The sequence below is a fragment of the Altererythrobacter aquiaggeris genome (genome assembly GCF_037154015.1).
Lineage (GTDB): Bacteria > Pseudomonadota > Alphaproteobacteria > Sphingomonadales > Sphingomonadaceae > Aestuarierythrobacter > Aestuarierythrobacter aquiaggeris.
The window spans coordinates 1,962,820-1,986,413 of sequence record NZ_JBANRL010000001.1 but is presented as its reverse complement, the minus strand read 5'-3'; the positions used below and the strand labels follow the sequence as shown (position 1 = coordinate 1,986,413).

22 protein-coding genes are annotated in these 23,594 nt (G+C 56.8%); 5 read left to right on the top strand and 17 right to left on the bottom strand.

The features are described 5' to 3' along the window. Positions 1–250 precede the first annotated feature (250 nt). Both WFP06_RS09680 and WFP06_RS09675 read left to right on the top strand, forming a co-directional pair. On the top strand, positions 251–1,699 hold the full coding sequence (locus WFP06_RS09680) for a glycosyltransferase family 4 protein (protein WP_336986966.1): 1,449 nt from the start codon (positions 251–253) through the stop codon (positions 1,697–1,699). Next, positions 1,692–3,068, top strand: a complete 1,377-nt coding sequence (locus WFP06_RS09675; RefSeq protein WP_336986965.1) for a glycosyltransferase family 4 protein — start codon at positions 1,692–1,694, stop codon at positions 3,066–3,068. Before WFP06_RS09680 ends, WFP06_RS09675 begins: the two co-directional genes overlap by 8 nt. On the opposite strand, the gene WFP06_RS09670 is transcribed toward WFP06_RS09675, so the two are convergent. The 9 genes from WFP06_RS09670 to WFP06_RS09630 form a co-directional block, all read right to left on the bottom strand. Beyond that, positions 3,045–4,193, bottom strand: coding sequence for a glycosyltransferase family 4 protein (locus WFP06_RS09670; RefSeq protein ID WP_336986964.1), 1,149 nt, complete (start codon positions 4,191–4,193; stop codon positions 3,045–3,047). The genes WFP06_RS09675 and WFP06_RS09670 overlap by 24 nt on opposite strands. Positions 4,194–4,204: 11 nt before the next feature. After that, positions 4,205–4,876, bottom strand: coding sequence for a class I SAM-dependent methyltransferase (locus WFP06_RS09665; protein WP_336986963.1), 672 nt, complete (start codon positions 4,874–4,876; stop codon positions 4,205–4,207). A gap of 1 nt (position 4,877) precedes the next feature. Continuing rightward, positions 4,878–6,425, bottom strand: coding sequence for a lipopolysaccharide biosynthesis protein (locus WFP06_RS09660; protein ID WP_336986962.1), 1,548 nt, complete (start codon positions 6,423–6,425; stop codon positions 4,878–4,880). Between the two features lie 2 nt (positions 6,426–6,427). After that, positions 6,428–7,435: a glycosyltransferase family 4 protein gene (locus WFP06_RS09655; RefSeq protein WP_336986961.1), complete on the bottom strand. Its 1,008-nt coding sequence runs from the start codon at positions 7,433–7,435 to the stop codon at positions 6,428–6,430. A gap of 8 nt (positions 7,436–7,443) precedes the next feature. Beyond that, positions 7,444–8,535 (bottom strand): glycosyltransferase family 4 protein, encoded by a 1,092-nt coding sequence (locus WFP06_RS09650; protein WP_336986960.1) that lies wholly within the window; start codon positions 8,533–8,535, stop codon positions 7,444–7,446. Positions 8,536–8,548: 13 nt separating this feature from the next. Next, a complete protein-coding gene (locus WFP06_RS09645; RefSeq protein WP_336986959.1) occupies positions 8,549–10,243 on the bottom strand; it encodes a hypothetical protein in 1,695 nt (564 codons plus the stop codon). Continuing rightward, complete coding sequence (locus WFP06_RS09640) at positions 10,243–11,259, bottom strand: glycosyltransferase family 2 protein (protein ID WP_336986958.1); 1,017 nt, start codon at positions 11,257–11,259, stop codon at positions 10,243–10,245. Before WFP06_RS09640 ends, WFP06_RS09645 begins: the two co-directional genes overlap by 1 nt. Before the next feature lie 106 nt (positions 11,260–11,365). Then, on the bottom strand, positions 11,366–12,409 hold the full coding sequence (locus WFP06_RS09635) for a phosphatase PAP2 family protein (protein ID WP_336986957.1): 1,044 nt from the start codon (positions 12,407–12,409) through the stop codon (positions 11,366–11,368). Between the two features lies 1 nt (position 12,410). Then, positions 12,411–13,670 carry a hypothetical protein gene (locus WFP06_RS09630; RefSeq protein WP_336986956.1) on the bottom strand — a complete coding sequence of 420 codons (1,260 nt, stop codon included), beginning with the start codon at positions 13,668–13,670 and terminating at the stop codon, positions 12,411–12,413. A 39-nt stretch (positions 13,671–13,709) separates the two neighbouring features. Here WFP06_RS09630 and WFP06_RS09625 point away from each other — a divergent pair, with 39 nt between their 5' ends. Together WFP06_RS09625 and WFP06_RS09620 are read left to right on the top strand one after the other, a co-directional pair. Then, positions 13,710–13,883, top strand: coding sequence for a hypothetical protein (locus WFP06_RS09625; RefSeq protein ID WP_336986955.1), 174 nt, complete (start codon positions 13,710–13,712; stop codon positions 13,881–13,883). Positions 13,884–14,242: 359 nt separating this feature from the next. Beyond that, complete coding sequence (locus WFP06_RS09620) at positions 14,243–15,151, top strand: DMT family transporter (RefSeq protein WP_336986954.1); 909 nt, start codon at positions 14,243–14,245, stop codon at positions 15,149–15,151. Between the two features lie 58 nt (positions 15,152–15,209). On the opposite strand, the gene WFP06_RS09615 is transcribed toward WFP06_RS09620, so the two are convergent. Genes WFP06_RS09615 through WFP06_RS09590 form a run of 6 tightly spaced genes read right to left on the bottom strand, consistent with a single transcriptional unit; the run spans position 15,210 to position 20,304 of the window. After that, positions 15,210–15,467: an ATP synthase F1 subunit epsilon gene (locus WFP06_RS09615; RefSeq protein ID WP_336986953.1), complete on the bottom strand. Its 258-nt coding sequence runs from the start codon at positions 15,465–15,467 to the stop codon at positions 15,210–15,212. A gap of 5 nt (positions 15,468–15,472) precedes the next feature. Then, complete coding sequence (gene atpD / locus WFP06_RS09610; protein ID WP_336986952.1) at positions 15,473–16,930, bottom strand: F0F1 ATP synthase subunit beta; 1,458 nt, start codon at positions 16,928–16,930, stop codon at positions 15,473–15,475. 25 nt (positions 16,931–16,955) lie between these two features. Continuing rightward, positions 16,956–17,288, bottom strand: coding sequence for a hypothetical protein (locus tag WFP06_RS09605; protein ID WP_336986951.1), 333 nt, complete (start codon positions 17,286–17,288; stop codon positions 16,956–16,958). Beyond that, positions 17,285–18,157 (bottom strand): F0F1 ATP synthase subunit gamma, encoded by an 873-nt coding sequence (locus WFP06_RS09600; RefSeq protein ID WP_336986950.1) that lies wholly within the window; start codon positions 18,155–18,157, stop codon positions 17,285–17,287. The genes WFP06_RS09605 and WFP06_RS09600 overlap by 4 nt, the downstream gene beginning before the upstream one ends. Before the next feature lie 30 nt (positions 18,158–18,187). Next, entirely contained in the window at positions 18,188–19,717 is a 1,530-nt protein-coding gene (gene atpA / locus WFP06_RS09595; protein ID WP_336986949.1) for a F0F1 ATP synthase subunit alpha, read from the bottom strand. 2 nt (positions 19,718–19,719) lie between these two features. After that, a complete protein-coding gene (locus tag WFP06_RS09590; protein WP_336986948.1) occupies positions 19,720–20,304 on the bottom strand; it encodes a F0F1 ATP synthase subunit delta in 585 nt (194 codons plus the stop codon). A gap of 291 nt (positions 20,305–20,595) precedes the next feature. On the opposite strand from WFP06_RS09590, the gene WFP06_RS09585 reads away from it, so the two are divergent. Then, positions 20,596–21,423, top strand: a complete 828-nt coding sequence (locus WFP06_RS09585; protein ID WP_336986947.1) for a TauD/TfdA dioxygenase family protein — start codon at positions 20,596–20,598, stop codon at positions 21,421–21,423. A 3-nt stretch (positions 21,424–21,426) separates the two neighbouring features. Here the strand turns inward: WFP06_RS09585 and WFP06_RS09580 are convergent, their stop codons facing one another. After that, positions 21,427–21,975: a hypothetical protein gene (locus WFP06_RS09580; RefSeq protein WP_336986946.1), complete on the bottom strand. Its 549-nt coding sequence runs from the start codon at positions 21,973–21,975 to the stop codon at positions 21,427–21,429. Next, positions 21,975–23,543, bottom strand: coding sequence for a S1C family serine protease (locus WFP06_RS09575; protein ID WP_336986945.1), 1,569 nt, complete (start codon positions 23,541–23,543; stop codon positions 21,975–21,977). The genes WFP06_RS09580 and WFP06_RS09575 overlap by 1 nt, the downstream gene beginning before the upstream one ends. Positions 23,544–23,594 lie beyond the last annotated feature (51 nt).

Genomic DNA, 23,594 nt, shown 5'->3' with positions numbered 1-23,594 from the left:
CCCAGTTCATGGCTGACGCTTGCTAACCCAGAATGGTAAATAAGTTGGAAAGGTTGATTTTGGTTGAAGGGCGGTATCGTTGCAATCTTCCGCCGCCATGCCGCCCTCGTGCTGCGTGAGTAGTTTGGCGCGGCGGCTTGGCATTCTCGGTGATGGCTGCAGCCTCCCCCCTTTTTATTTCTTCAAGTAAGCCTACGAAGGCGGGGCCTTATGAGGCCAAGTCGCAACACTGGGAGCCAATGACAGGACTATGCCAAATAAAGCCCGTGTCCTGGTAGTAACCGAACGCTTCCCGCCCGACGTCCACGGCGGTGCCGAATTGAGCCTTGCAAGTGTTTTACAAAAGATCGACCCCAGCAGGTATTTGGTCGATCTTCTGGTGCTCAATGCACGCGAGACAAAAATTGAAAGCGGGGCCGATTTTGGTACGAACCAGATAATTCGCATCAGGGGTGAAGCGGATTGGCCCGAGGGACTGGCGCGGGCCCATCAGGTACTTGCACAAATGCCACCGCCGGTTCGCGCGATTTACCGTCCGGCAATTTTGGCAAAGGTCGCTTTCGGGTTCGTTTTCAGCAAGTCCAACGAGAAACGCAGGCGGCTGCAGCAGCTGCGGTTACATTTGCGTTACCGCGGCAAGCAAAACCCCGGGTTCATTTTCGATCAAAATGTCAGCGCGCAAAATAACCAGCCTGCGCGCGAGGCCATGGCCGACTATTTGCAGCAGCACAAACCAGCGCTGATCCATGCCGATAATTTTGATGCCATCATGTTCGTCTTGTCGCTTCATCTGCCGGATATTCCGGTCGTCTCGATGGTAAGGGATCATCGATTTTTCTGCGCACACCCCGGCCAGCAGATGAACGTAGAGGGTACCGCCTGCACCAATTGCCGCCGGGAATGTGTGTCGGAACGGGGTAAGATCTTTCGCGCCATGCTAAAGCAGGAAATGCAGGTTAGTATCAGCGAACGCCAAACCGCTTTGGCACATTCAGCGCGTGTAACTTGTACCAGCCAATTTCTCGCATCGCAGATTGCAGCCATGGGTCTGGGAGTACCAGTCGAAGCAGTCGGCAATCCGCATCCCGAAGTTGAGGATATTGCGGTTGGTCCCGTCGGTCTCAATCGTATGGCGGGTTCCAGAATACTTTTTATTGGGGCGCTTCAAGACCGCAAGGGGCCTAAACTACTGGTGTCCGCCTTCGCCATCATCGCTGCTGCATTTCCCGATGCGAGAATCCAGTTCGCTGGCGCGGGGCCAGCTAAGCCCGAATTAGAGCAGCAGTTGGCGAGCGCGGGCTTGACCGGCCGTTCGGAATTCCTGGGGTTTCTTGGCCGCAAGTCGATGCTGCGTGCCATCGAGCAGGCTTCGATTGTCGTCACACCCACGATCTGGCCGGAACCGTTTGGCCGCGTGCCGTTGGAGGCGGGATTGATGGGCCGGCCAGTCATAGCCAGTGATCTGGGAGGACACCGGGAGACGATTATCGACGGGGTAACCGGAATATTGGTCGAGCCAAGCGATCCGGCGCAGCTCGCCGCTGCAATTTCCGGACTATTGGCAGATCCTCAACGAATGCACGATATGGGGGAAGCTGCGAAGAGACATATTTCAGCCAATTTCAATCCGGGCGTTGCCGCTCGGAAACTGATGGCCCAGTGGCAATTGGAAATTTCAAAGGGTATAAACGGTGAATAAGCGATCAGCCAAGCCGGGCGGCGGGCAAGGGAATGTCTGGATCGACATATCCACGCTGTCAAAGGCGCTTGCCAAACCCGGTAGCCGTGCGTCGGGGATACCCCGCGTTGTTCAGGAAATTGCGCTTGCCGCTCGCGGTAAAGCCCGCACGGGGTTCCCGATAAAACTGGTGCGTTACGACCGGGTACTGCCGGGTTTCGTCGTCGCTGAATTTGCCGAGCTGGACGAAATGCTTGCGCGCACCGGCCAACAACCGTCGCGGATCCCGTCGCCGCGCGAAATTCTGCGGAAAGTTGTTCCAGCGCAAGTGAAAAACTTGATCAAGCTGGAGAAGCGGATAACCGAACCCCTTATAATGGCGCGGCAAAAAGCACGCGGTCTGGTTAGCCGGGGCGACGCAAAGGCTAGCGCAATGCAGCATCCCTTCAAGGATGGCGATGTGTGGATCAATCCGGGAAGCTGGTGGCAAGCGGGAGTGTTGGAGGCGCTGTCCGAAATTAAATCCGGCGGGGTGGGCCTGCATTGTTCGTTCCTGATCCACGACTGTCTGCCATTGATCTATCCAGAGTTCTTTCGCGCCGAGGATGCCGCCATCTGGCGTGAAAGGCTGCCCGCACTGGCGCCGGTTGCGGATACTATTCTGGCCAATTCACAGAACACCGCGCAAGATATCGCGGAAGCAATTCCTGCGGTCGCAGACCGCATCCACACCATCGGCTTTGGTGAAAGTTTCGATCTTGCCAAACCGCCATCGGCTGAAATCGCATCTCATTTGAACGATCTGGCCGTGAGGCGACCTTATGTACTGATGGTTGGCACCCTGGAAGTGCGGAAGAACCATATATTGGCGTTCCGCGCCTGGCGTTCCCTTCAACGCCGCAAAACCGCAGGTCTGCCGCAATTGATTTTCGCCGGTCGCTGGGGCTGGAAAACAGCGGACCTGAGGGACGAAATAGAGGCATCGGAATATCTTGGCGGCTTGCTCACGATTGTCGAAGGTCCGTCGGACGCCGTTCTTGCCGCACTCTACGCGGGGGCAGAATTTACACTGTTCCCATCGCATTATGAGGGGTGGGGATTACCGGTGCGCGAAAGTCTCGCCTTTGGAAAGGCATGTCTGGCTGCGCGAAATTCAGCCATTCCGGAGGCAGGCGGCGCGCTGGCGACCTATTTTAAAAGCAATTCCCAGCCCGATCTCGAAGCCAAACTTTTGGAATGGATTGCAGCGCCGGCAACACTCTCGCGTACCGAGAATAAAATTGCTGCAGAGTTCAAGCCTGTGAGCTGGGACATTTGCCTAAGCCAAACAATCGAAGCGGCTCGATCAGCCGACTTGGCTCATCATTCAAGCCAGTCGCGGCCAACCTAATGCACCGCGCATCTTCTGCAGCGATGCTTCTTGCGAGTAGCAGGCCTGAACTCGCCTGCGTCCTGCGGTACCCATCTGGCATCTGAACTTTCGGTTATCCAGCAGCTCGATAATATGCTTTGCCATCTGCCGCGTGTCGTATTCATTGACCAAAAAGCCGGTGCAGTTCGGTAAGATTGTTTCTGAAAGTCCGCCATGGCTGGTCGCGATGACCGGGAGTTCACAAGCCATCGCTTCTAAGATCGATATGCCGAGCCCCTCAATGCCTTCACCAGCTATCGTCACGCAGTGTTGGATGTACAAATCGGCCGATTGCAAAAGGTCTCTGACGCTGGTGGATGGCAGTGCGCCGTGAAAAACCACCTTGTCTGATATACCAAAGTCTGCGGCCCATCGCTCCAGATTCTTGCGCTCCGGTCCGTCACCGACAATATCGAACTTGGCATGAGGCATTGTCTGCAGAACCTTGGCGAAACTTTCGATCGCGTATCGTACGCCTTTTTGACGGGTAAGCCGTGAAACGGTAACGACACGCGGTGGACCTGGTTGGCGTTTGGTCGCGCTGAAAAAATCTGTGTCGATACCCATAGGAACCACGTTTATTTTGGTTGGATGGCAGCCAAGCAATTTTATGCGTGCGGCCATGAAGCGGGACGCCACAATTATTCCGGTCGCTTGTTTGAAGAGGGCAACGTACGCCCTTTTGAATCGGGCTTCATCGCCGAGAACATTCGCATCATATCCATGAAAATGAACGAAGAAAGGAACTTTTTCCTGGTGCAATGTCTTGCAAAATTCGGTCGCAACATGACCATGTTCAATGAGCACCGCCGAGACAGAGTTGCGGTCCAAAATACGCATTAGCTCCATTCGCTCATTGCTTCCGAGCTGCGGCACTTTTGGCGGCAAGATATATCGGATTGCTTTCTGCATGATACGTTCCAATATCGTGCTTTCAATATCGGCTGCGCGCTCCAATAAGTACGTTGATTCGGGTGGTAAAACACCTTGGGATTCTCGGCGGACAATCGCGATCGTCTCGTCAGGTGCAATCAGTTTCGCGTGATCCCTGATGAACGTTTCGGATGGCGCGGTCAGGTTATCAGCTATAATTGCCAACATCATTATTGCTATCTCTATATTTTCCGATAGAAATCGAAGTGCGCGAGCGAGGTGTTGTCGCGCATATTTCTATCATAAGGGAAGCGATTTTTGACGGATTTGTGATGGGCCCAATCTGGTTGATTTCGTGAAATCCATTGTGAATATTTGCGGTGCCTCACATGATCCGCTGTGGCCAGATCTGGCTCAATTCTGATAGCCTCTTCTTGCGTCATGTCGCTGGAATAGATGCACACCCAGTGATCAGAAGACGCAAAAAGCTTCGACATGTATTCAGCAAACGCATCATCCTCGATTAGATGATAGATGACATCTAGGGACAGGGCGAGGTCAAACCTGTTTCCCGAAGGATAGACAGGTGCAAACGTCTTTCCAGGATCGTCGGAATAGCGATCCATGCAAATGCCCAGCGCTTTGGCGGAAACATCAATTCCTAAATACTCGGGATAGTTCGAAAGTTGTAACTGCTGGCCATCACCACAACCAAATTCGATCACTCGTTTTATTTCGTGCTCATCGACAAAACGGTTTATCACTTCCGCTTTGAACTGCGCCAATTGTCCCTCAGAGCCGCTTCCCGAGCTACGTCCGTCATTGTAGCGATTTTCCCAGTAATCTGCGGAACCCGTAAATTTTCGATCGGAAGTTTTGCCAAGCAGTCTTGAGATAAGAGTCCTGATTTTCAAGCTACGTTCCCTGCGAAAAAAATGACTTACGATGGTGCGAAAGACGATGCACGAGGCGCCATCGGTAATGGCGGTTTGCTAAGCAATATAACCCCAGAATAAGCGAGAATATTCCTGATGTCGCAAGTACACCAGCCATCAAAACTGGCCAATGCCCGGAAAATTCGCCCTGTTCGATTGCGAGTTTGGCTGCAACGCCGCTGAGCAATCCGGTGAAAATGGGTGGTATGACCACGGCCAATATGTCGGCCAGAGAAATTGGCGCATTACGACTGGCGAATGCCAGACAAGGTGCGACCAAAACCAGTACGGCTAAACTATAGCCGATTGCGACGCCTTCAGCGCCATAGGGAAGGGCTATCAAAAAAGCGACCACCCAGAAAGGCGTCGTAATCAGTGCCCAGTGAGACATTTGCTTTGTGTTTCCGAGCGATATGTAAATCCACCCTGCGGTGTTCATAGCGCCAGCGGGAATCATTGAAATGGCAAGATATCCAAGGATTGTACCCGCCCGGTCCCAAGCAGGACCATACAGAATATGTAAAAGTGGGCCGGACAGAACCATCAAATTTGCGCCAAGAAATGCCGAAACAACTGTAATTGGAGCCACGGCATCAAGATAGGTGTTCCGCCACCGGTCGGGCTTGTCTTGCAAGCGACTTAAAGCTGGTATGACCGCATTGCTGACTGGTTGGTTCAATAACCGTAGCGGAAGGAGCAGCAACGTGTACGCTCTATTATAATGACCCAGCTGATTTGTGCCCCAGCGCCAGCCGATCAGGCCATCATCAAACTGCCGATGAAAATAATTGAGAAACGAGAAAAGTGTGAGGTGCAAACCAAATTGGAGCGGTTCCCGGACCGATCGCCAGTCGGACACCCGGCTAGGCCGCCATTTGGAAAAATTCCAGCTTAGCGCAGTGGTCAACAGAGCCGACACCCAGCTCTGCGCAATTATTGCCCAATAACCCAGACCGAAAACCCAGGCTCCTACGACAGCTGTCATACAACTGATTACCTGTACGAATACCGTAATACCGTAGATCGGGATCCAGCGCATATTTCGTTGCAGAAGAGCAGAATGTTGACTGCTTGATGAAATTACGGGGATTGTCAGCGCCAAGGCCCAAATCACGTGTGTAAGTCTGGGTTCTCCAAATAGAATAGATGCAAACGGTGCCAAGGCGGCCAACAGCAAAGCAATGACACAGCCCATCATAATATTTATATAAAACAATGCACTAACTAGGTCCTGATTGATCGTTTTGCGCTGAATTGTCGCAGTTGCGAGCCCTAATTCGGTGAACATTGCCAAAAACCCTGTCACCACTCCGGCCAGCGCAATCAAGCCGAAGTCGGATGGTACAAGCAATCGGGCGAGTATGATCATGGTGCCTAGTTGCAGGACCATGCCAGCCATTTGAGAACCGATGGATAACGCGCCACCTTTGACGGTTCGTACCCCCATATTGTTGAGCAGATGTTCGTGATTGCTCAGAATTCCGTGATTGGCGCGGTCAGGTTCTGGTACTATTTTGTCTGAAGCCATCTTTAATTCTGATCCCCCCAATTATACGAAGGATCAGTTGAAGCGGCGTTCATCACCGCCTGTTCCATTTCATCAAGCCAACGTTTATCATCCAGATCGGCCTCTGCGATGGAACGAGCGGCGCGCCGCATCGCTGTGTATGTTGCGCTGTCCGCAGCCAGCCGCGTGATGGCCTGCGCTGTATCGTACAGTCTGTCCGGCTCGATCACGATCGCGGCTTGCCCAGGATGCGCGATTTCGGCCACTGCGCCGCCTACTGTGCAAATTACCGGGGTGCCGCAAGCCATCGCCTCGGCAGCGGCGTAACCGAACCCTTCCATGTGCGACGGTAACACCAGAAAATCTGCTTGTTGATAAGCGGATCTGAGCTCCGAGCGTGAGATGCGGCCTTTGGCCTCGCAGGAAGGCAGTTTTATGCCGGGCTCCGGGGCAGCGCCAATAACGGTAAGGTGTGCCTTAGGGCCCAATTGCTCCGCAAGCTGAACTACCAGCTCAAAGCCCTTGCGCCGGCTAGGTTTTCCCACAAACAATAGCCGGATAGGACGACCTGTGCGATTTCGAACGGCGGGTCTATAATAATCGACATCGACCCCGTTGAGCACGGTAACCGCGTCGTCAAAACCGAGAAGCTCGCAGACTGCTTTTCGGGTGGTTTCGCTAACCGCGATAACTTTGCGCGATGCAGCGATGGCCGAGAGCTCCATCGGTTTGACGAATGCCTTGTGAAAGACCTTCTGCGATACGGTTTTGTGTTCGCTCAGCGAAGGCTCATGCACGACATGATGAACAATTGTCACCAGCGGTGCAGCGTTTGCAAATGCCGCGGCGCTCCAGCTGTTGGCAATAGTAACGTCAGGTTTGAATGGCGGTTTCAGCCCAGAAAGCCATGGCATCATCTCGAACCGATGTGCGGCGAGCTGCAAAGCGGGCTCATGACCGCGCTCCGCAAGCCCCGCTGCGAGATTGCGGGCATAGACTTCGGCTCCGCTCCCGGTCGCGATCGTAGGCATCCAGATCTTCATTCCGTGTGCCTCCCACCGGTAATAAGTTCGTCATCCGCAGCAAAATAATGGGCCGCGGTTTCGCGTGCGACACGGCCCCAGGAAAATTGGGTGCGCGCGCAGTCTGCGGCATTTTGGATGAAGTTCTGCCGTGTTTCATCCGGCCAACCGGCGATCTCGGTGATGTGCGACGCCCATGCCTGCGCATTACCGCTTTCGATCAAGAACCCCGTTTCGCCGTCGATGACCGCTTCGGGCAGGCCGCCGCAATTCGCGGCCAGAACGATGCCCCCCGCAGCCGAGGCTTCGCAGGCGATCAGTCCAAATCCCTCGAACTCACCGTTTGCCAGCTCGATATTGGGCAGGATGACTGCCAGGGCGTTTGCGTAAGCGCGCTGCAGATCGTTGGCATCCAGACGGCCCAGGAAATTGACCCGAGGATGCTCCAGCGCGCTTTCTTCAGCGGGATCCCAGCGTGTGCCCGCGACGTCCAGAGCGATATCGCCGGGCAGGCGGCCGAGCACATTCTCGGTAAACCAGTGCAGACCCTTACGCTCCACCAAGCGCCCGGCAAACAGCAGATTTCTGCCCGGCGCGGAGCAGGGGGCAGCGCCCGAAACATCCGTTGCCAATGCGACAATCGCGGTGTTGTGCCAGCCGTGTTCGTGCAAGGCTGCGGTGGTTGCGCCAGAATTTGCAATAGCTCTGGTCCCGCCAAGCAAGCGCGCACCCGTGCATAGATAAGCGCCGTACAGTCGGCCCTTGATGCCGCCGCGCCGCGAATACGAAACGTCGGTTCCATGTGCCGAAATCACCAGCCTGGTCTTGCGCGGCGCCAGCAATCCTGCGGGCCAGAGTGCCATGTCGGCAATGTGCAATATGTCCGGCGCGGTGTTGCGGGCGAACCAGCGGCGCAAAATCGTGAAGGGAAAACCTAGCAGCGATAATGCACGGGGAGGGCTGCCGTCCGCCTGACCCGGCAAAGCGATCACATCGACTTGATGCGTTTTGGCAAGTTCTTCTGTCAGCCGGTGGCAATATGTTTCCATCCCGCCCATCGCAGGTGCCCATTTTCGCGTAACGAAAACGATTTCCAAGCTGTTTTTCATCGCGGACATGCGTTTAGAAGTCGGTCCAGTACGGGCGTGCCGGAGGCGATCTGTCCGGAGCCTGTAAATTGTCACCCCAGGTCAATGCGGCCGGTGTGCTGGCGGTATTTTCGAGATCGACCGTGCCGCGGTCAAGCACGGTTACAGCGCCGGTTTCCACCCGCCGGCCAGCGATTTTCACGGGCCCGCCCGACACTGTATATTGTCCCGGGACATGGACCTGCCACGCGGTTTTTTCGCCAGCGGATAGCTCGGTTCCCGCGAGCCAATAGGGGCCCCAGAACTGGCGGTATGTCGTGCGAATAACTTCGATGTCTCCGGGCCTGAAAAGTCGGGCGTTGGGCCCGCCATTGACCAGATCGAGCAAGCTGGGATTGAATTGGGGGTCATTAGTCAGCAACAACGGAACTGCGGTGCGGGCCATTATCTGTTCGTATGACGGACCGTTGCCGCGCAGATATCCTTCTATGCCCCACCGGGTCATGAAACCGTTGGCCTTTTTGAACCCGGGCAGCATGGCGGGAAAATCGAAATAGGCGACAGGGTCAGGAAATATCTCGGTTGCCGCCCGTTGGATATCGCGCTGCGCGTGCAGCCGGCTCGGCCCCGAAGCGGCCGTCACGGCGGCGGCGTTGGCGACCATCGCGAACGTGCAGATTACCAGCCCGAAGCGTTTGATCGCAGCCGAAAAAGCGACTGCACTTGCGGCGACTACGGGTGGGAGCATGAAGGCATAATAATACGGGAGAGAATTATGGTAAAACGCCAGTGATGTGACGGGCAGTAGCAGGCCCGCCAAGGCCCATTTCTCGCCCCGTTTCAACGTGCCGTCGCGGATCACGATCAGCGGGGCTGTGATTATCGCGATGTACAAGGGCAGAGCAGTCAGTGCAAAAATGCCGATCGCGCCGACATATTGGGGCACGCCGATAAAGAACATCTTGCGGCTGGATTCGGTTACTATTCCGCTTGCCTGTTTAGTTTGCACTGCCTGTGTAATCTGGTCTGGCATGGCTGCACCATGCGCCCATAACAGCAGACAGAACATAACTCCCGATGCTGCGGCTGCGGCTGCGATGCGAATGAGTATGGCTGGTGACCGGTGCGCTTCGTCCCAGCGCAACCAGGCGATCCCTGCAAATGCCGGGAGGATCAGGATGGCCTTCATGGTGACCATCCCCGCGAGCCCGACCAGCACACCGAATGTGGCGATTGTTAGTACGCCCAAGCGGGCGCGCAGCAATAGGCAAAGCGCGGCCATCAGCAGAGCAATGGCCAGCGGATCGGTGCGGAAAGAGGCCCCGTTTTCCACCACAAATCCGGCGCTTAGATAGGCGAGCGCGGCGATCAGGGCTGCACTGCGACCGACAAATTTCAGCGCCAGGCAAATGATTGCAGCCGAGGTAACCAGTTCGCAGGCGAACATGACCAGCCGTGCAGCGATGATTTTGTCCACCCCGACGCCGGACAAGAACGGAAGCCAGGCGAACAGCCTGACATGAATTGTTTGCAGCGGGCTCGCCAGTTCTCCGCGCAGCGCCTGCTCGATTTGGGCGTAATAGAAAAATTCGTCCCAATTGATCGCACGGGTGAAAATCAGCCATAGATGCAAACCCAACACGCCCAGCACAGCTGACACACCGATAATCGGCCATTGTGCGTGTTTGGCCCCAACCAGCCGGGATGCCGGCAATGCGCCCGGCGACATTAGTTTTCGCCAGCCCGAGCATCGGTGCCGGTTGCGGAATTTCCACCCGCGTCGGCAGGTTTGACGATTTCGTCGAGCCGGTCACGCAGCAGCCTGGTTTCTTGCAGGCTGAGTTCCATCAGCTTGCGGTTGGAAGCGATCAAATCCGCCAGAACACCCATAATGGCGAGAATAACCCCCAACAGCAGCAGCACGCCCCCGATAACCAGCGATTGGATATGTCCGTCGCCTTCGCCCGAAAGATAAAACCATACGAAGCGCAGTATCGGAGCCAAACCGATCAGCGCCACCACCAGGCCTGTCCCGACAAAGGCGCGCAGCGGATTATATGTAGTGTAGGCGCGGGCCATGGTAATGCCCGTATGCATGATGAAACGCGGCACGGATTTGAACAGGCGTGATGGCCTGGGCGTTTCGTGCGTTCGCACCGGCACGCTTTTGATCGCCATGCGCTTGCGTCCCGCCTGGATCAGCATATCGGTGGTGTAACTGAATTCGGTGGTGATATTGATGCGCTGCGCAGCACAGCGGCTGAATGCGCGAAACCCGCTGACCGCATCGGTGATATCAGTCTTGGAAAGCTTGCGAACAACCGAGCTTCCGGCGCGCTGCAGCACCCGCTTCAGCGGCGAAAAATGCGCATTTTTGGCAACTCCCCGGTCACCGACGACGATGTCGGCCTCGCCTGCGATTATCGGCGCGACCAGCAGCGCGATGTCTGCGCCTTCATATTGTCCGTCAGCGTCGGTGTTCACGATGATATCCGCGCCCGCTGCCAATGCCGCCTTTACGCCGGTTTGAAAAGCTGCAGCCAGCCCGCGATTGCCGGCATGGCTGATGATGTGATCGGCGCCCGACAGCCGCGCAATATCAGCCGTGCCGTCGGTGCTGCCATCGTCTATAACCAGCACTTCGACACAGCTGATGCCATCGATCCGCCGCGGGATTAGGGCCAGTGTCTGCGCGAGCGTCTCCGCTTCGTTCAGACAGGGTATCTGGATAATTAGCTTGGTCATGGCCCCCCGACACGCGTTAATCGCCGCGTTTCGATACTATTTCAAGCCAAAGGCCTAAGGAAGCGTTAACCATAAGCCGCCTGCCGATGGTTAATCCGCATCGGCTCTAATTGCTCCGCGCAGGCTTTCCGGCTTGTAGGGCACCGATCCGCGTCGTGGATAGCCATCCGGCAACCGGCCAGATTACCAAAGTCACTGCGGCCGCGACGATGCCGTCAACCGCATAATGATAGCCAAGATGGACCGATCCCAGCGCGATGATGAGCGCAAAGATTGCCGCCGCAATTCCGGCCAATCGGGAAATTCTGCGCATACCGAGCCAGAACAGAACAACCATCGCCACGTGCATCGATGGCATTGCGGTGATGCCTCTACCCAGACCGAACTGTCCGCTCGCCTGCCAGTCCAGCAGCGCCTGTTGTACCGGCAGAACCATGACGGGATAATGCTGGTCTGCAGCGCGCAAATATTCCATTTGCGGGATAAACGCGGGGTCCCCCGTTAGCGGGAGCAGGAAACACGGTCCGACAGACGAAAGCCAGGTCGCCATCGCTATGCCGACGATTGTCCAGGTCAGGAAATAGGCCATAAAATACTGCTGCCGCAATGGTTTATCGGTCACATATATCGCAAAATAGACCGAGCCCACATACAGCAGCAAAATCCACAGGTGATAGAATATGCTGATGATCGACGTGACGACCGGATATCCCAGCACAGGCTGCATCCACAGCCACGCGTCTTGCCCGAAAATTGCCCGATCCCAGGCGATAAACGTCTGGTCCCACTGAAAAGGATTGAACAGGGGGATCGAACTTTTGAATGCCGAGAACATCGGCATGTAAACCGTCAAAGCCAGCAGGATCGGCAAGGCATGAAGCAGCCGCCGCCGGTATTCCGGAGAGAATTCGTGATCCCTGATGTACGCAATCGGGCTGTCTGGCCGATGTTTCCATAGTCCGATACTGATTTGTCCGACAAACAGGGCAATCCAGCTGCTGAGATATAGCAGCGCACTAGAGAGAACCGTCCCAGACTGAAAGACCGGTATGCCGACGCTGCCGAGGACAACACAGCCCATGATAAGCATCAGGGCGACGCCGCAAAGGATTCCGATATCGTTGGTGGGAACGACTGTGCGGTTTGTCACATCAGAATCCTGACCAGTAAGGTCGTCTGGGTGCAGCCTCTGCGGGATGCTGCAAATCCCGGCCCCAGACCAATCGGGCTTCAAGAGGTCCCATGTTGGAAAGAGAATGGATACCCCTGCTGATCTCGACAATTTGCCCAGGTTCATAGCGACTGCCATCGATAACCAGTGGAGCAGCCCTGACGGTGTAGGAACCGGGAACTAAAAATTCGAATCGCATATTGGTGACGCCTTCAGGCACAATTTTGCCGGCCAACCAGTATGGCCCCCAGAAGTGCAAATAATTGTCGCGCAGCGCCAACCTGTCTTCGGTACGGAATTCAGCCGATTGCGGGTTCATCGACATTAATTCAATAAAGTGCCGGGTGGGTAATGCATCATTGGTCAGCAGAAGCGGCACGGACTGTTGCTCCATCATGGCGCGGTAAGATTTCCCGATGCCGTTTCTGTAACCTTCGCGCCCCCACGAGGTAGTAAATCCGTTCGCTTTATCGAAGTGCGGTAGCATGTTGGGGAAATCGAAATAGGCCACCGGGCGCGGAAAAATCTCGTCTGCTGCTGCTACGATTTCACGCTGGGCCTGGAGCTGTCCGGCAGTGTCCGTCAGCCAGAAAAAAGCACCGTTGGTTACCATCAGGCCCGCAAGGAACAGTGCATTGTAACGTTTGGTGAAAATTTCCGCACCAATGACAGCGGCGGCGGCCACAGGCGCCAGAATAAAGGGATAAAAATAGGGTAAGGTGTTATGATAAAAGGCGAGGCACGAAAGCGGCAGAATAAGGCCCGTAATGGCAATAATCTCCGCGGGAGATCCCGGTGTTCTGACTTTTTTTAATATCGCGAGACAAACGAGCAAAATGAGCGGGATCGCACCTAAAGCTGCCCCGATCATGAAATGGGTGTATTTGGGCACTCCGACGAAAAACATCTTCTGGCTGGCAGAAATCAAAACGGCTTCAGATCCACTTGTGGTTCTGGCCTGCGATATGGCTCCAGTCGAATTGCCAATGCCTGCGGCGTGGGCCCAATACAATAACACAAGGCAAATAACCGCCGAAAATGCCATAGCTATCAGGCGTAAGGCGCTCTTGCTTGTAAATCCTTCATCACTCCAGCGCAGCCACGCTATGCCTGCAAATGCTGGCGCCAGAAGCAGCGATTTCATCGTCACCAGGCCGGCGGCACCAATCAAAAAACCGAACAAACACGTGTTAAAGACAGAGAATCTGGCCCGGACAATTATCGCCAGTCCAGCCATCATCAATGCTGCTGCGAGCGGGTCCGTCCGGAATGATGCTCCGTGGCGCGTGACATAAGCTACAGACAAATAGGCCAGCACGCACATGATGGCGGATGTCCGGTCGCCAAACCGCCGTGCGATGAAGAAGATCGCGCCAAGGGTTACGAACTGCGCCGCAAACATCGCCATCCGCCCAAGGATGATCTTGTCGACGACATTGCCAGGGTAGCTTGAGAGCCATGCGAATATTTGGACATGTAACGTTTGGAGAGGATTGTTCAGCCTGCCCCTTTGGAACATCTCTATCTGGCCGTAGAAATAAAATTCGTCCCAGTTGATCGAGCGGGTAACAACCAGTGCCATCTGAAACGCAATCAGGATAGCGCCTGCTAGTACCAGCAAGCGTTCATTCGGCGTTGTACGCATTACCTGGCGGCCTGCGGCCATTCGACTACCCCCGCCGCTTCCATTCCCGCCAATGGCGCATTTTTCAAGCCCCGTGCAGGTTAGTTGCCAACACATTCAGGATGAACGATAGCGCCTTGGCTCACCTGATCGGGTGCTGAGCGATAACCGGAACTGGATAATTTTTCTTGCGACAAGACGAGCGTTCCGGACTGTTGTTTGCGCTCGCCGGGTTCATCATTTTATCGCTGGGTGACGGCGTTATCAAAACCATGGCCGGGGAATGGCCGGCGACGGCTGTCGCCGCGCTGCGCTATTCCATCGGGGCGGCCGGGCTGGCCATTATTCTGGCAATCAGGGAAGGGCGCGCAGGCTTCCGTTTCCCGCATCCGGTCGCGCAGTTGATGCGCGGGGTGGGGATGGGCATCGCGACCCTGTCATTCTTCACCGCAGCGTTTCTGATGCCGCTCGCAACCGCCACGGCCATCGGATTCACTGCGCCGATGATCACCGCCATATTGTCGCGGTTTATTCTGGGGGAGCCGGCGCCGCGCGCGACCTGGCTGGCATCGTTCGCGGCGTTTTCCGGCGTGTTGATCATGCTGCGCCCCAGCTTTGCCGAAATTGGCTGGCCGGCATTGTTGCCGCTGCTCGCGTCATTGGGTTTCAGCATATCGATCATCGGCAACCGGATGGTCGCAGGGCGCGGTACGGCATTGTCGATGCAAGTGATCGTTGCAGGGATAGCCGCGATATTTCTGGTTGTCGCATCGCTTGCGGGGGCTGCCAGCGGGGTGCCGCAGCTAACCATCGGCGTTCCCGACTGGACTATAGTTGCCCGGTGCGCGGCAGTGGCCGTAACCGCCAGCAGCGCGCATTGGCTGGTCTATCTGGCGACAACCAGAGCAGGCGCGGCCACGATCGTCCCGATGACGTATGTGCAGCTGCTCGTCGCGACCGCGCTGGGGATCGTGTTTTTCCATGACCGGCCTGATGCGATGAGCATGTTGGGCGCAGCAATCATCATCGGGGCGGGACTGTATCTGTGGCGCGAAGGCGGCCAGCAGCGGCGCGCAAATATGGCCGCCAACAGCTAAAACCAAAAAGGGGCCGCCATCATGGCAGCCCCTCCGGTATCGCTTGTCTGCGGGGACGCTAGCCCTCGACGTGTTCGGCCAGCACCGTCAGCCCCGTATCGCCCACTTCGGCAAAACCGCCGCGGATTTCGATAATTTCAGGGGCCGCGCCTTCGGTCTTGTAAACCTGCACCGCACCATCGCGGATCGTGGACATGAAGGGCGCATGGCCTTCCAGCACACCAAACTCGCCTTCTGCCCCGGGGACGACCACCATGTGGACGTCTTCGGAACGGACCAGCTTGGCCGGAGTGACGAGTTCGAAACGAAGGGCCATATCTATCAGGCGTCCTCGGCCATTTTCGCAGCTTTTTCGACTGCTTCGCCGATGCCGCCAACCATGTAGAAAGCATTTTCGGGTAGGTGATCGTATTCGCCTTCGACCACAGCCTTGAAGCTGGCGACGGTGTCTTCGAGCGCGACGAACTTGCCCTTGATGCCGGTGAAAACCTCGGCAACGTGGAACGGCTGCGACAGGAACTTCTGGATTTTACGCGCACGCTGCACGGTGAGCTTATCTTCTTCCGAAAGCTCGTCCATGCCAAGAATGGCGATGATGTCCTGCAGCGACTTGTACTTCTGCAATGTTTCCTGCACCTTACGGGCGGTTTCGTAATGCTCCTGACCGACAACCCGCGGTTCGAGCACGCGCGATGTCGAATCAAGCGGATCGACGGCCGGGTAAATACCCAGCTCCGAAATTGCGCGGTTCAGCGTGGTTGTCGCGTCCAGGTGGGCGAAGGAAGCAGCAGGGGCCGGATCGGTAAGGTCATCTGCGGGAACATAGATGGCCTGAACCGACGTAATCGAGCCCTTGTTGGTCGAAGTAATACGCTCCTGCAGCTGGCCCATGTCGGTGGACAGGGTTGGCTGATAGCCCACAGCCGAAGGAATACGGCCGAGCAGTGCCGACACTTCCGAACCAGCCTGCGTGAAGCGGAAAATATTGTCCACAAAGAACAGGACGTCCTGACCTTCTTCATCGCGGAAATATTCCGCCATGGTCAGGCCGGACAGGGCAACACGGGCACGCGCGCCGGGAGGTTCGTTCATCTGGCCGAACACCAGCGCAACCTTGGACCCTTCCGATGTTGCGTTGCCATCGGCATCCTTGGCAATAACGCCTGCGTCGAGGAATTCGTGGTAAAGATCGTTACCTTCTCGGGTCCGCTCGCCCACACCGGCAAATACCGACACGCCGCCGTGACCTTTGGCGATATTGTTGATCAGTTCCTGGATCAGAACCGTCTTGCCCACGCCCGCGCCGCCGAACAGGCCGATCTTGCCGCCCTTTGCGTAAGGGGCGAGCAGGTCGATAACCTTGATGCCGGTAACCAGAATGGCCGCTTCGGTCGATTGATCGACAAACAGCGGTGCTTCGGCATGGATCGGATTGTGCTTTTCAGCGCCGACCGGGCCCATCATGTCGATCGGCTCACCGATGACATTCATGATCCGGCCAAGCGTCTTGGGACCGACGGGCACAGAAATCTGCGAACCGGTTGCAATAACGCTCTGCCCGCGGGTCAGGCCGTCGGTGCCGTCCATCGCGATGGTCCGCACGGTGTTTTCACCAAGGTGCTGCGCAACTTCGAGGACGAGCTTGTTGCCGTTGTTGTCCGTTTCGAGTGCCGACAAAATCGCGGGCAATTCGCCCGGGAAGGTCACGTCGACGACAGCGCCGATGACCTGGCTGATCGAGCCATTGGTGGTCTTGTTGAGTGCTGGGGCGGTAGCCATGATGCTATATCCTGTTGTGAGCCGCTTATTCGGCGGTGCAGAGTTCTTCGTTGGTGGCAAGTGTCCACTCGCCGTCGACGGCAGTCAAAGTGCCTTCGCGGGATGCTGTATCCTCACCCGCGAGTGCAAATTCACAATTGAATTCGGACTTTCCGAGTCCGGCCGCCTTGCAAAGGGTGGTTTCAACCGCTGCCGCGCCGGGGCAGGCCTTGGCATAGGCAGCGCTGAATTCGTCATTGCCCGGAAGGCCAAGCGATTCCGGCTGAACAGCAGGCTGTGCCTGCACCGCCGGTTCTGCAGCCTCCTGACCGCAAGCGGCGAGTGTGCAAACCGAAAGGAGGATTGCAAACTTCTTCATAGTGCTTCTGCTCCGGCAATGATTTCAATGAGTTCGGTGGTAATCGCGGCCTGACGGCTGCGGTTGTACTGGATGGTCAGTTTATCGATCAGATCGCCTGCGTTGCGCGTGGCATTGTCCATCGCGGTCATCGAAGCGCCCTGTTCGGATGCATTGTTTTCAAGCAGCGCACCAAATAGCTGGGTCTTGAGATACCGCGGCAAAAGTTCCTCGAGGATAGCTTCCTCGTCAGGTTCGTATTCAACCACAGCGCCGGTATCGACCGGAGCATCTGTCGGCGCCGGTACGGGGATGATCTGCTGCCTGGTCGGTTCCTGTGTCAGCGCATTCTTGAACGTTGAATAGAACAGATGCGCTACGTCGAATTTTCCGCCGTCGTACATTTCGACAAGCTCGTCAGCGATGCGCTCGGCCTCGCTGTAACCCGGCTCACGGACATGGGTGGTATCGAACTGCGTACCCACATTCTTGGGATAAGCGCGCTTCACCGGCGCGCGGCCTTTCTTGCCGATCAGATAGAATTCGACCTGTTTGCCATCGTCCAGCAATTGCTTGGCCTTGGACAGCGCGGCGCGAACGATATTGGCATTGAACGCCCCCGCCAGACCCTTGTCGGAATTGGCAACGACCAGCAGATGACGTTTTTCGGAGCCGGTGCCGGCAAGCAATTTGGGCGCGCTGTCGCCGGAAACCTTGGTGCTGAGCGACGCCATCACGCCCGCCAGCCGCGTGGCATAAGGACGTGCAGCCTCGGCAGCGGCCTGCGCCTTGCGAAGCTTCGCAGCGGCGACCATCTGCTTGGCCTTGGTGATCTTCTGGGTCGATTTGACCGAGTTGATCCGCCCTTTGAGTTCTTTCAACGAGGCCATGATGGCTCCCCAGGTTTCTCTTTATGCCGCTTAAGCGAACTGCTTGCCGAACGTATCCAGCGCCGATGTCAGCGCCTTCTTTGTATCGTCGGTCAGATCCTTGGTGTTGCGGATATCGGTGAGGATGTCGGCATGTTCCTTGCGGATCCAGCTTAGCATCGCCGATTCGTATTCCGTAACCCGGTTCACATCGACGGGATCGATATAACCATTGGTACCCGCGAAGATCGAAACGGTCTGTTCTTCGAACGACAACGGGCTGAACTGGGCTTGCTTGAGCAATTCCGTCAGGCGCGCGCCGCGGTTGAGCAGTTTCTGCGTCGAGGCGTCAAGGTCGGAACCGAACTGCGCGAACGCAGCCATTTCGCGGTATTGCGCGAGCTCCAGCTTGATCGAGCCCGAAACCTTTTTCATCGCCTTGGTCTGTGCGGCGGAGCCAACCCGGCTAACCGAAAGACCCACGTTGATCGCGGGCCGGATGCCCTGATAGAACAGGTCGGTTTCAAGGAAGATCTGGCCATCGGTGATCGAAATCACGTTGGTCGGAATATATGCGGATACGTCACCCGCCTGCGTTTCGATAATCGGCAATGCGGTCAGCGAACCGGCACCATTATCTTCGTTCATTTTCGCCGCCCGTTCGAGCAGGCGGGAGTGGAGATAAAACACGTCACCCGGATACGCTTCACGGCCCGGCGGACGGCGCAGCAGCAGCGACATCTGGCGATAAGCCACAGCCTGCTTCGAAAGATCGTCATAAACGATGACCGCGTGCATTCCGTTATCGCGGAAATATTCGCCCATCGTCACACCGGTATAAGGTGCCAGATATTGCAGCGGAGCAGGCTCGGAAGCGGTCGCGGCAACGACGATGGAATATTCCATCGCGCCGTTTTCCTCGAGGCTTTTCACGATTTGCGCGACGGTCGAACGCTTCTGGCCAATAGCCACATAGATGCAGTAAAGCTTCTTGCTTTCGTCGTCGCCGGCGTTGGCTTCTTTCTGGTTGATGAAAGTGTCGATTGCGACAGCCGACTTGCCCGTCTGGCGGTCACCAATGATCAGTTCGCGCTGGCCGCGGCCAATCGGAACCAGGGCATCGATGGCCTTGAGGCCGGTTTGCACAGGCTCGTGCACCGATTTACGCGGGATGATACCCGGCGCCTTCTGTTCAACGCGCATCCGCTTTTCAGCAACGATCGGGCCCTTGCCGTCAATCGGATTGCCCAGACCGTCGACCACGCGGCCAAGCAGACCCTTGCCGACAGGAACGTCAACGATGGTGCCGGTGCGCTTGACGCTGTCGCCTTCCTTGATCTCGGCATCGGAGCCGAAGATCACGACGCCGACATTGTCGGCTTCAAGGTTCAGGGCCATGCCCTGGATACCATTGGAAAACTCGACCATCTCGCCGGCCTGGACTTTGTCGAGGCCGTGGATGCGGGCGATACCGTCACCCACCGAGAGTACGGAACCGACTTCGCTTATTTCGGCTTCGGTGCCGAAATTGGCAATTTGGTCCTTGATGACCTTGGAGATTTCTGCGGCGCGGATTTCCATTATCAGCCTTTCTGAGCGGCGGTTGCGCCGTCAGCCTTCTTCATAATGTTAGCTAGGGAATTCAATCGGGTTTTGATTGAGCCGTCGATCCGTTTCGAACCAATCGTGACGACCAGGCCGCCAAGCAGTTCGGGATCGACACTCGCATTGATTTTAACCGTGCGGCCCTCGCGCGCGGTCAGTTTCTGGCGCAGCTGGTCCAGCTGGGCATCGCTGAGCGCGTGGGCGCTGGTGACATCGGCAGTGACTTCGCCGCGCTGCGCCGCGGCAATCGTGCGAAACGCGCGAATCATGCCGGGCAAATCGGCCAGACGGCGATTTTGCGACACGACACCAAGGAAATTCTGCGTGATTTCACTGGTGCCCAGCAATGCACCTACGCCCCACATCGCCTTTTCGGCGGCACCGCGAGAAACTTCGGGATTATGGATAAGCGCGGCCAGTTCGTCCGATTCGCCAAGCGCGGTGTGCAGCTTGTCGAGATCCGATTCGACAGCCGTCACCGTGCCGGCTTCGGAAGCGAGTTCGAAAAGGGCGGCGGCGTAGCGGCCTGATAGGCTTGCCTGAATACCGGCGGAAATATCCACGCGAGAAGGTCCTCTTGGATCACATAAAAGAATTGTCACACTTGCCATGACGAAAGGATCGAAAACCCCTCCAGCAAGGATGGCGCGCGCCTAGCATCGGGGTGAAACGGATGCAAGCGGCGAGCGGAAGTTTTGCTGTCGGCGGGATTTATTATCTTGCGGCCGCCAGGCTGCGCCAATGGCCCGGCGGCGCCGCAAGGGTAGCGGCAGCAGCCAAGCGCAAGCGAACACAGCGCTGCCGACTTGAGCAGTACCGCATTTTCCGACATACAAGGAAGCAGGAGAGAGCTTATGAAACTGACCCCGATGGCGCCCGAATGCGGTGTGGAAATTAGCGGTATCAGGATCGCCGATGCAGCGGGCGATGAGCTGGAGGCTATCAAACAGGCCATATACAAGCACGGTGTCGCGGTTTTCCGCGATCAGGAACTGACGCCGGAAGAACATATCGCCTTTGCCAATCGCTGGGGCGGGATCGACATCAACAATTATTTTCCGCTCGAGGATGAACATCCCGAAATCGCGATCGTGCGCAAGGGTGCCCATCAGGAAACCAATATCGGCGGCGCATGGCACACCGATCATTCCTACGACCAGATACCCGCAATGGGTTCCATCCTTGTTGCGCGCGTCCTGCCGCCATCGGGCGGAGACACATTATATGCCCATATGGGCGCAGCCTATGATGCGCTGCCGGCCGAATTGAAGCAGGATATAGAAGGACTGGAAGCGTTTCATACCGCCGACCATGTCTATCAGGCCGATGGTCTTTACGCGCAGTCAGATATGGGCAGCGATTTGCGCGGGCAGGACCAGAAAACCGGCGCGACGCATCCGGTCGTGATCCGCCACCCGCACACCGGCCGCAAGCTGCTTTATGTCAACAGCGCATTTACGATCAACATTGTCGGCAAATCCCGCGCGGAAAGCCTGCCGCTGCTGGGCCGGCTTTACGATGCTGCGGTAAGCGAGGCCAACCAGTGCCGTGTGCAATGGAAACCGGGTTCGGTCGCGATCTGGGACAACCGCGTGACATGGCATAATGCGATGAACGATTATCATGGTCACGCGCGCGAGATGCACCGGATCACGCTTAGCGGTGAGCCGCTGGCGGCTTAATGGTCAGATAGTCCGCGAAAGCCAGGCGAGCGGGCCGAGCGACAAAAATGCAAAGCCGATTGCAACCTGCCACCAGCGCCGGATAAACATCATCGCAATTATCATGGTCCAAGCGACGATGTCCCCCATGGCGCGGCCAACAAATTCGCCGATCGAAGTGCTGGATACGGCAACTTTATAGAACCATTGTCCTTGCAGTGGAATCGCCGCCAGCAATAACAGACCCCACATGTATCTGCGGTTCTGTTGATAATATTGCGCCAGATCCACCCCGCCTTCCACCTTGTCTGGCAAAGCTACCGCAGACAGCAGAACCAGCATTACCAGGCTCCACATGATCGGGAGAAATGCACCAAAGGAAATTGTGCCCTGCGGGTTCTTTGCCAGTGACCACCAGAAAAACATCAGGATCATCAGGACAAATGCCGCGAAAATTGGTTGAGCCCAGTGCCACCTGACTTCGTTGGAGCGCAGCAACCGGTTCAGGTTTTCAAGCTCGAAAGCGACCGCGACACCCAGTATAATCGAGGTGAAAACAAGCGCCTGTTCCATTATTCGCCGCCTTCGGGGGCGCTGCATTTATAAACCAGCCGTTCATTGGGCCGGTCGGGCAACAGCGCAGCGATGGCGCTTTGTTGGCGGCCCAGCGCCAATGCGGCATCTTGTCCGCCGCCGCAGCCGGGCGCTTTGTAGCTGCCGCGCTGTTTACGCGCCGCGGCGATGTCTTCGCTGCCCAGCAGATAACGTTCCATGCGGTATTCACCGCGTTCGGGCGAATAGCTGTTTACCGATACGACGGCTTCTTGATTGGGGACAAACACGCGGCTCCATTGATCGCTGGCAAAACCGTATTGCGTGCGCCCGTTTACGCATCCGTCCTGCGACCATTCCAGCGGGATATCGTTGGTTTCTGCGCCGGTAATGCGGCTGCGCGCGACATCGATTGTGCAGATTAATCTGCCCGTGAGCTCGCGCTGTCCGTCCACCGCAGGCGGTTCCGCATCCTCGCCGGCAGCGAGCTTCTGTGATGTCCGGTCGTCAATTTCAGATACGCCCGGACGGGTAAACCACATCGCCAGCGCGGCCAGAACCGCCAGTCCGGCGACCGATCCCGCGATAATGGCCCGTTTCTCGTTCCCGCTATGTCTGGCTTGCCAGGCAATAAAGCCGGCCGCCAGCGAAGCGATCAGAAACAGCGCCGCCAGCGCCATAGCATTTTCGCGCTCTTCGAGAATTTCGAACTCTGCGCTTTCGCGGGCTTTGCTGCGCGCTTCGCGATCGGCGGTCTGGCGCTGGTCTGTGGCGGCCGCCGCGCTCATCCGTGCCTGATCCATGCGCGCGCGTTCCTCGTCATCCAGATCGGCAAGGCTGCGGCAGGGGAGCCCGTTTACCCGCGGCGTAACGCCGTTCGCGCGCAGGAACGGCAGCAATTCGCGCAGCGAAACCGCGAAGAAAAATTCCGCATCACCGCCGGTCGAATCGGCTCCGAAACTGTTCACCCCCAACACCCGCCCGCAACTGTCGAGCAGTGGTCCGCCGGAATTGCCGCGGGCAATCGGGGCTGTGTGCAAGATGGTGTCGAACTGGCGCGAAGGGCGCTGTCCCGACAGGAAGCCCCGGCTTTTGACCGGCGGCTGGCTTTTGAAAATGTCACCGATTTCCAGACCCTGTGCCTGATCGACATTCATCGGGTAACCGACTGCCGACACTTCCCCGCTTTCGGGGTTGGCGGCGCCTGCCAGAGTAAGCGCGGGCAGCCGCAAGCCGCCGGTAATCTCGATTAGCGCGAGATCATTGCGCCGTGAAATAGAAAGTATCTTTGCATAGCCTGCGTCGCCGCCTTCGGGCGGGATGATCCCGATACGCAAATCAGGATTGGTGATCACCTCTTCCACCACATGCGCATTTGTGACGATGCGGTTTGAAGTGACGGCAAATCCGGTGCCATGGCTGACCGGGAAAACTTCGGTCCCCGAACCATCGACAATCACCACGCGAACCACGCCGCGTGCTGCGGCGGTGATATCGGACGGGTCGGCCTTCGCGGTTCCCGCCATGGAAAGCGACGCCAGAAGAAATAGACAGAGTGCGGACAAGCGGCGCGAAAATGGCAATGTCATGGGGACATGGATAGGTTGCGTGCTTGACGTTGGCCAGTTGATTTTATTCGC

Coding starts and splice junctions, on each gene's coding strand:
- WFP06_RS09680 (WP_336986966.1), top strand. CDS start 251: ATGCCAAATAAAGCCCGTGTCCTGGTAGTAACCGAACGCTTCCCGCCC.
- WFP06_RS09670 (WP_336986964.1), bottom strand. CDS start 4,193: ATGATGTTGGCAATTATAGCTGATAACCTGACCGCGCCATCCGAAACG.
- WFP06_RS09660 (WP_336986962.1), bottom strand. CDS start 6,425: ATGGCTTCAGACAAAATAGTACCAGAACCTGACCGCGCCAATCACGGA.
- WFP06_RS09655 (WP_336986961.1), bottom strand. CDS start 7,435: ATGCCTACGATCGCGACCGGGAGCGGAGCCGAAGTCTATGCCCGCAAT.
- WFP06_RS09650 (WP_336986960.1), bottom strand. CDS start 8,535: ATGAAAAACAGCTTGGAAATCGTTTTCGTTACGCGAAAATGGGCACCT.
- WFP06_RS09645 (WP_336986959.1), bottom strand. CDS start 10,243: ATGTCGCCGGGCGCATTGCCGGCATCCCGGCTGGTTGGGGCCAAACAC.
- WFP06_RS09640 (WP_336986958.1), bottom strand. CDS start 11,259: ATGACCAAGCTAATTATCCAGATACCCTGTCTGAACGAAGCGGAGACG.
- WFP06_RS09630 (WP_336986956.1), bottom strand. CDS start 13,670: ATGATGGCTGGACTGGCGATAATTGTCCGGGCCAGATTCTCTGTCTTT.
- WFP06_RS09615 (WP_336986953.1), bottom strand. CDS start 15,467: ATGGCCCTTCGTTTCGAACTCGTCACTCCGGCCAAGCTGGTCCGTTCC.
- atpD (WP_336986952.1), bottom strand. CDS start 16,930: ATGGCTACCGCCCCAGCACTCAACAAGACCACCAATGGCTCGATCAGC.
- WFP06_RS09605 (WP_336986951.1), bottom strand. CDS start 17,288: ATGAAGAAGTTTGCAATCCTCCTTTCGGTTTGCACACTCGCCGCTTGC.
- WFP06_RS09600 (WP_336986950.1), bottom strand. CDS start 18,157: ATGGCCTCGTTGAAAGAACTCAAAGGGCGGATCAACTCGGTCAAATCG.
- atpA (WP_336986949.1), bottom strand. CDS start 19,717: ATGGAAATCCGCGCCGCAGAAATCTCCAAGGTCATCAAGGACCAAATT.
- WFP06_RS09585 (WP_336986947.1), top strand. CDS start 20,596: ATGAAACTGACCCCGATGGCGCCCGAATGCGGTGTGGAAATTAGCGGT.
- WFP06_RS09580 (WP_336986946.1), bottom strand. CDS start 21,975: ATGGAACAGGCGCTTGTTTTCACCTCGATTATACTGGGTGTCGCGGTC.
- WFP06_RS09575 (WP_336986945.1), bottom strand. CDS start 23,543: ATGACATTGCCATTTTCGCGCCGCTTGTCCGCACTCTGTCTATTTCTT.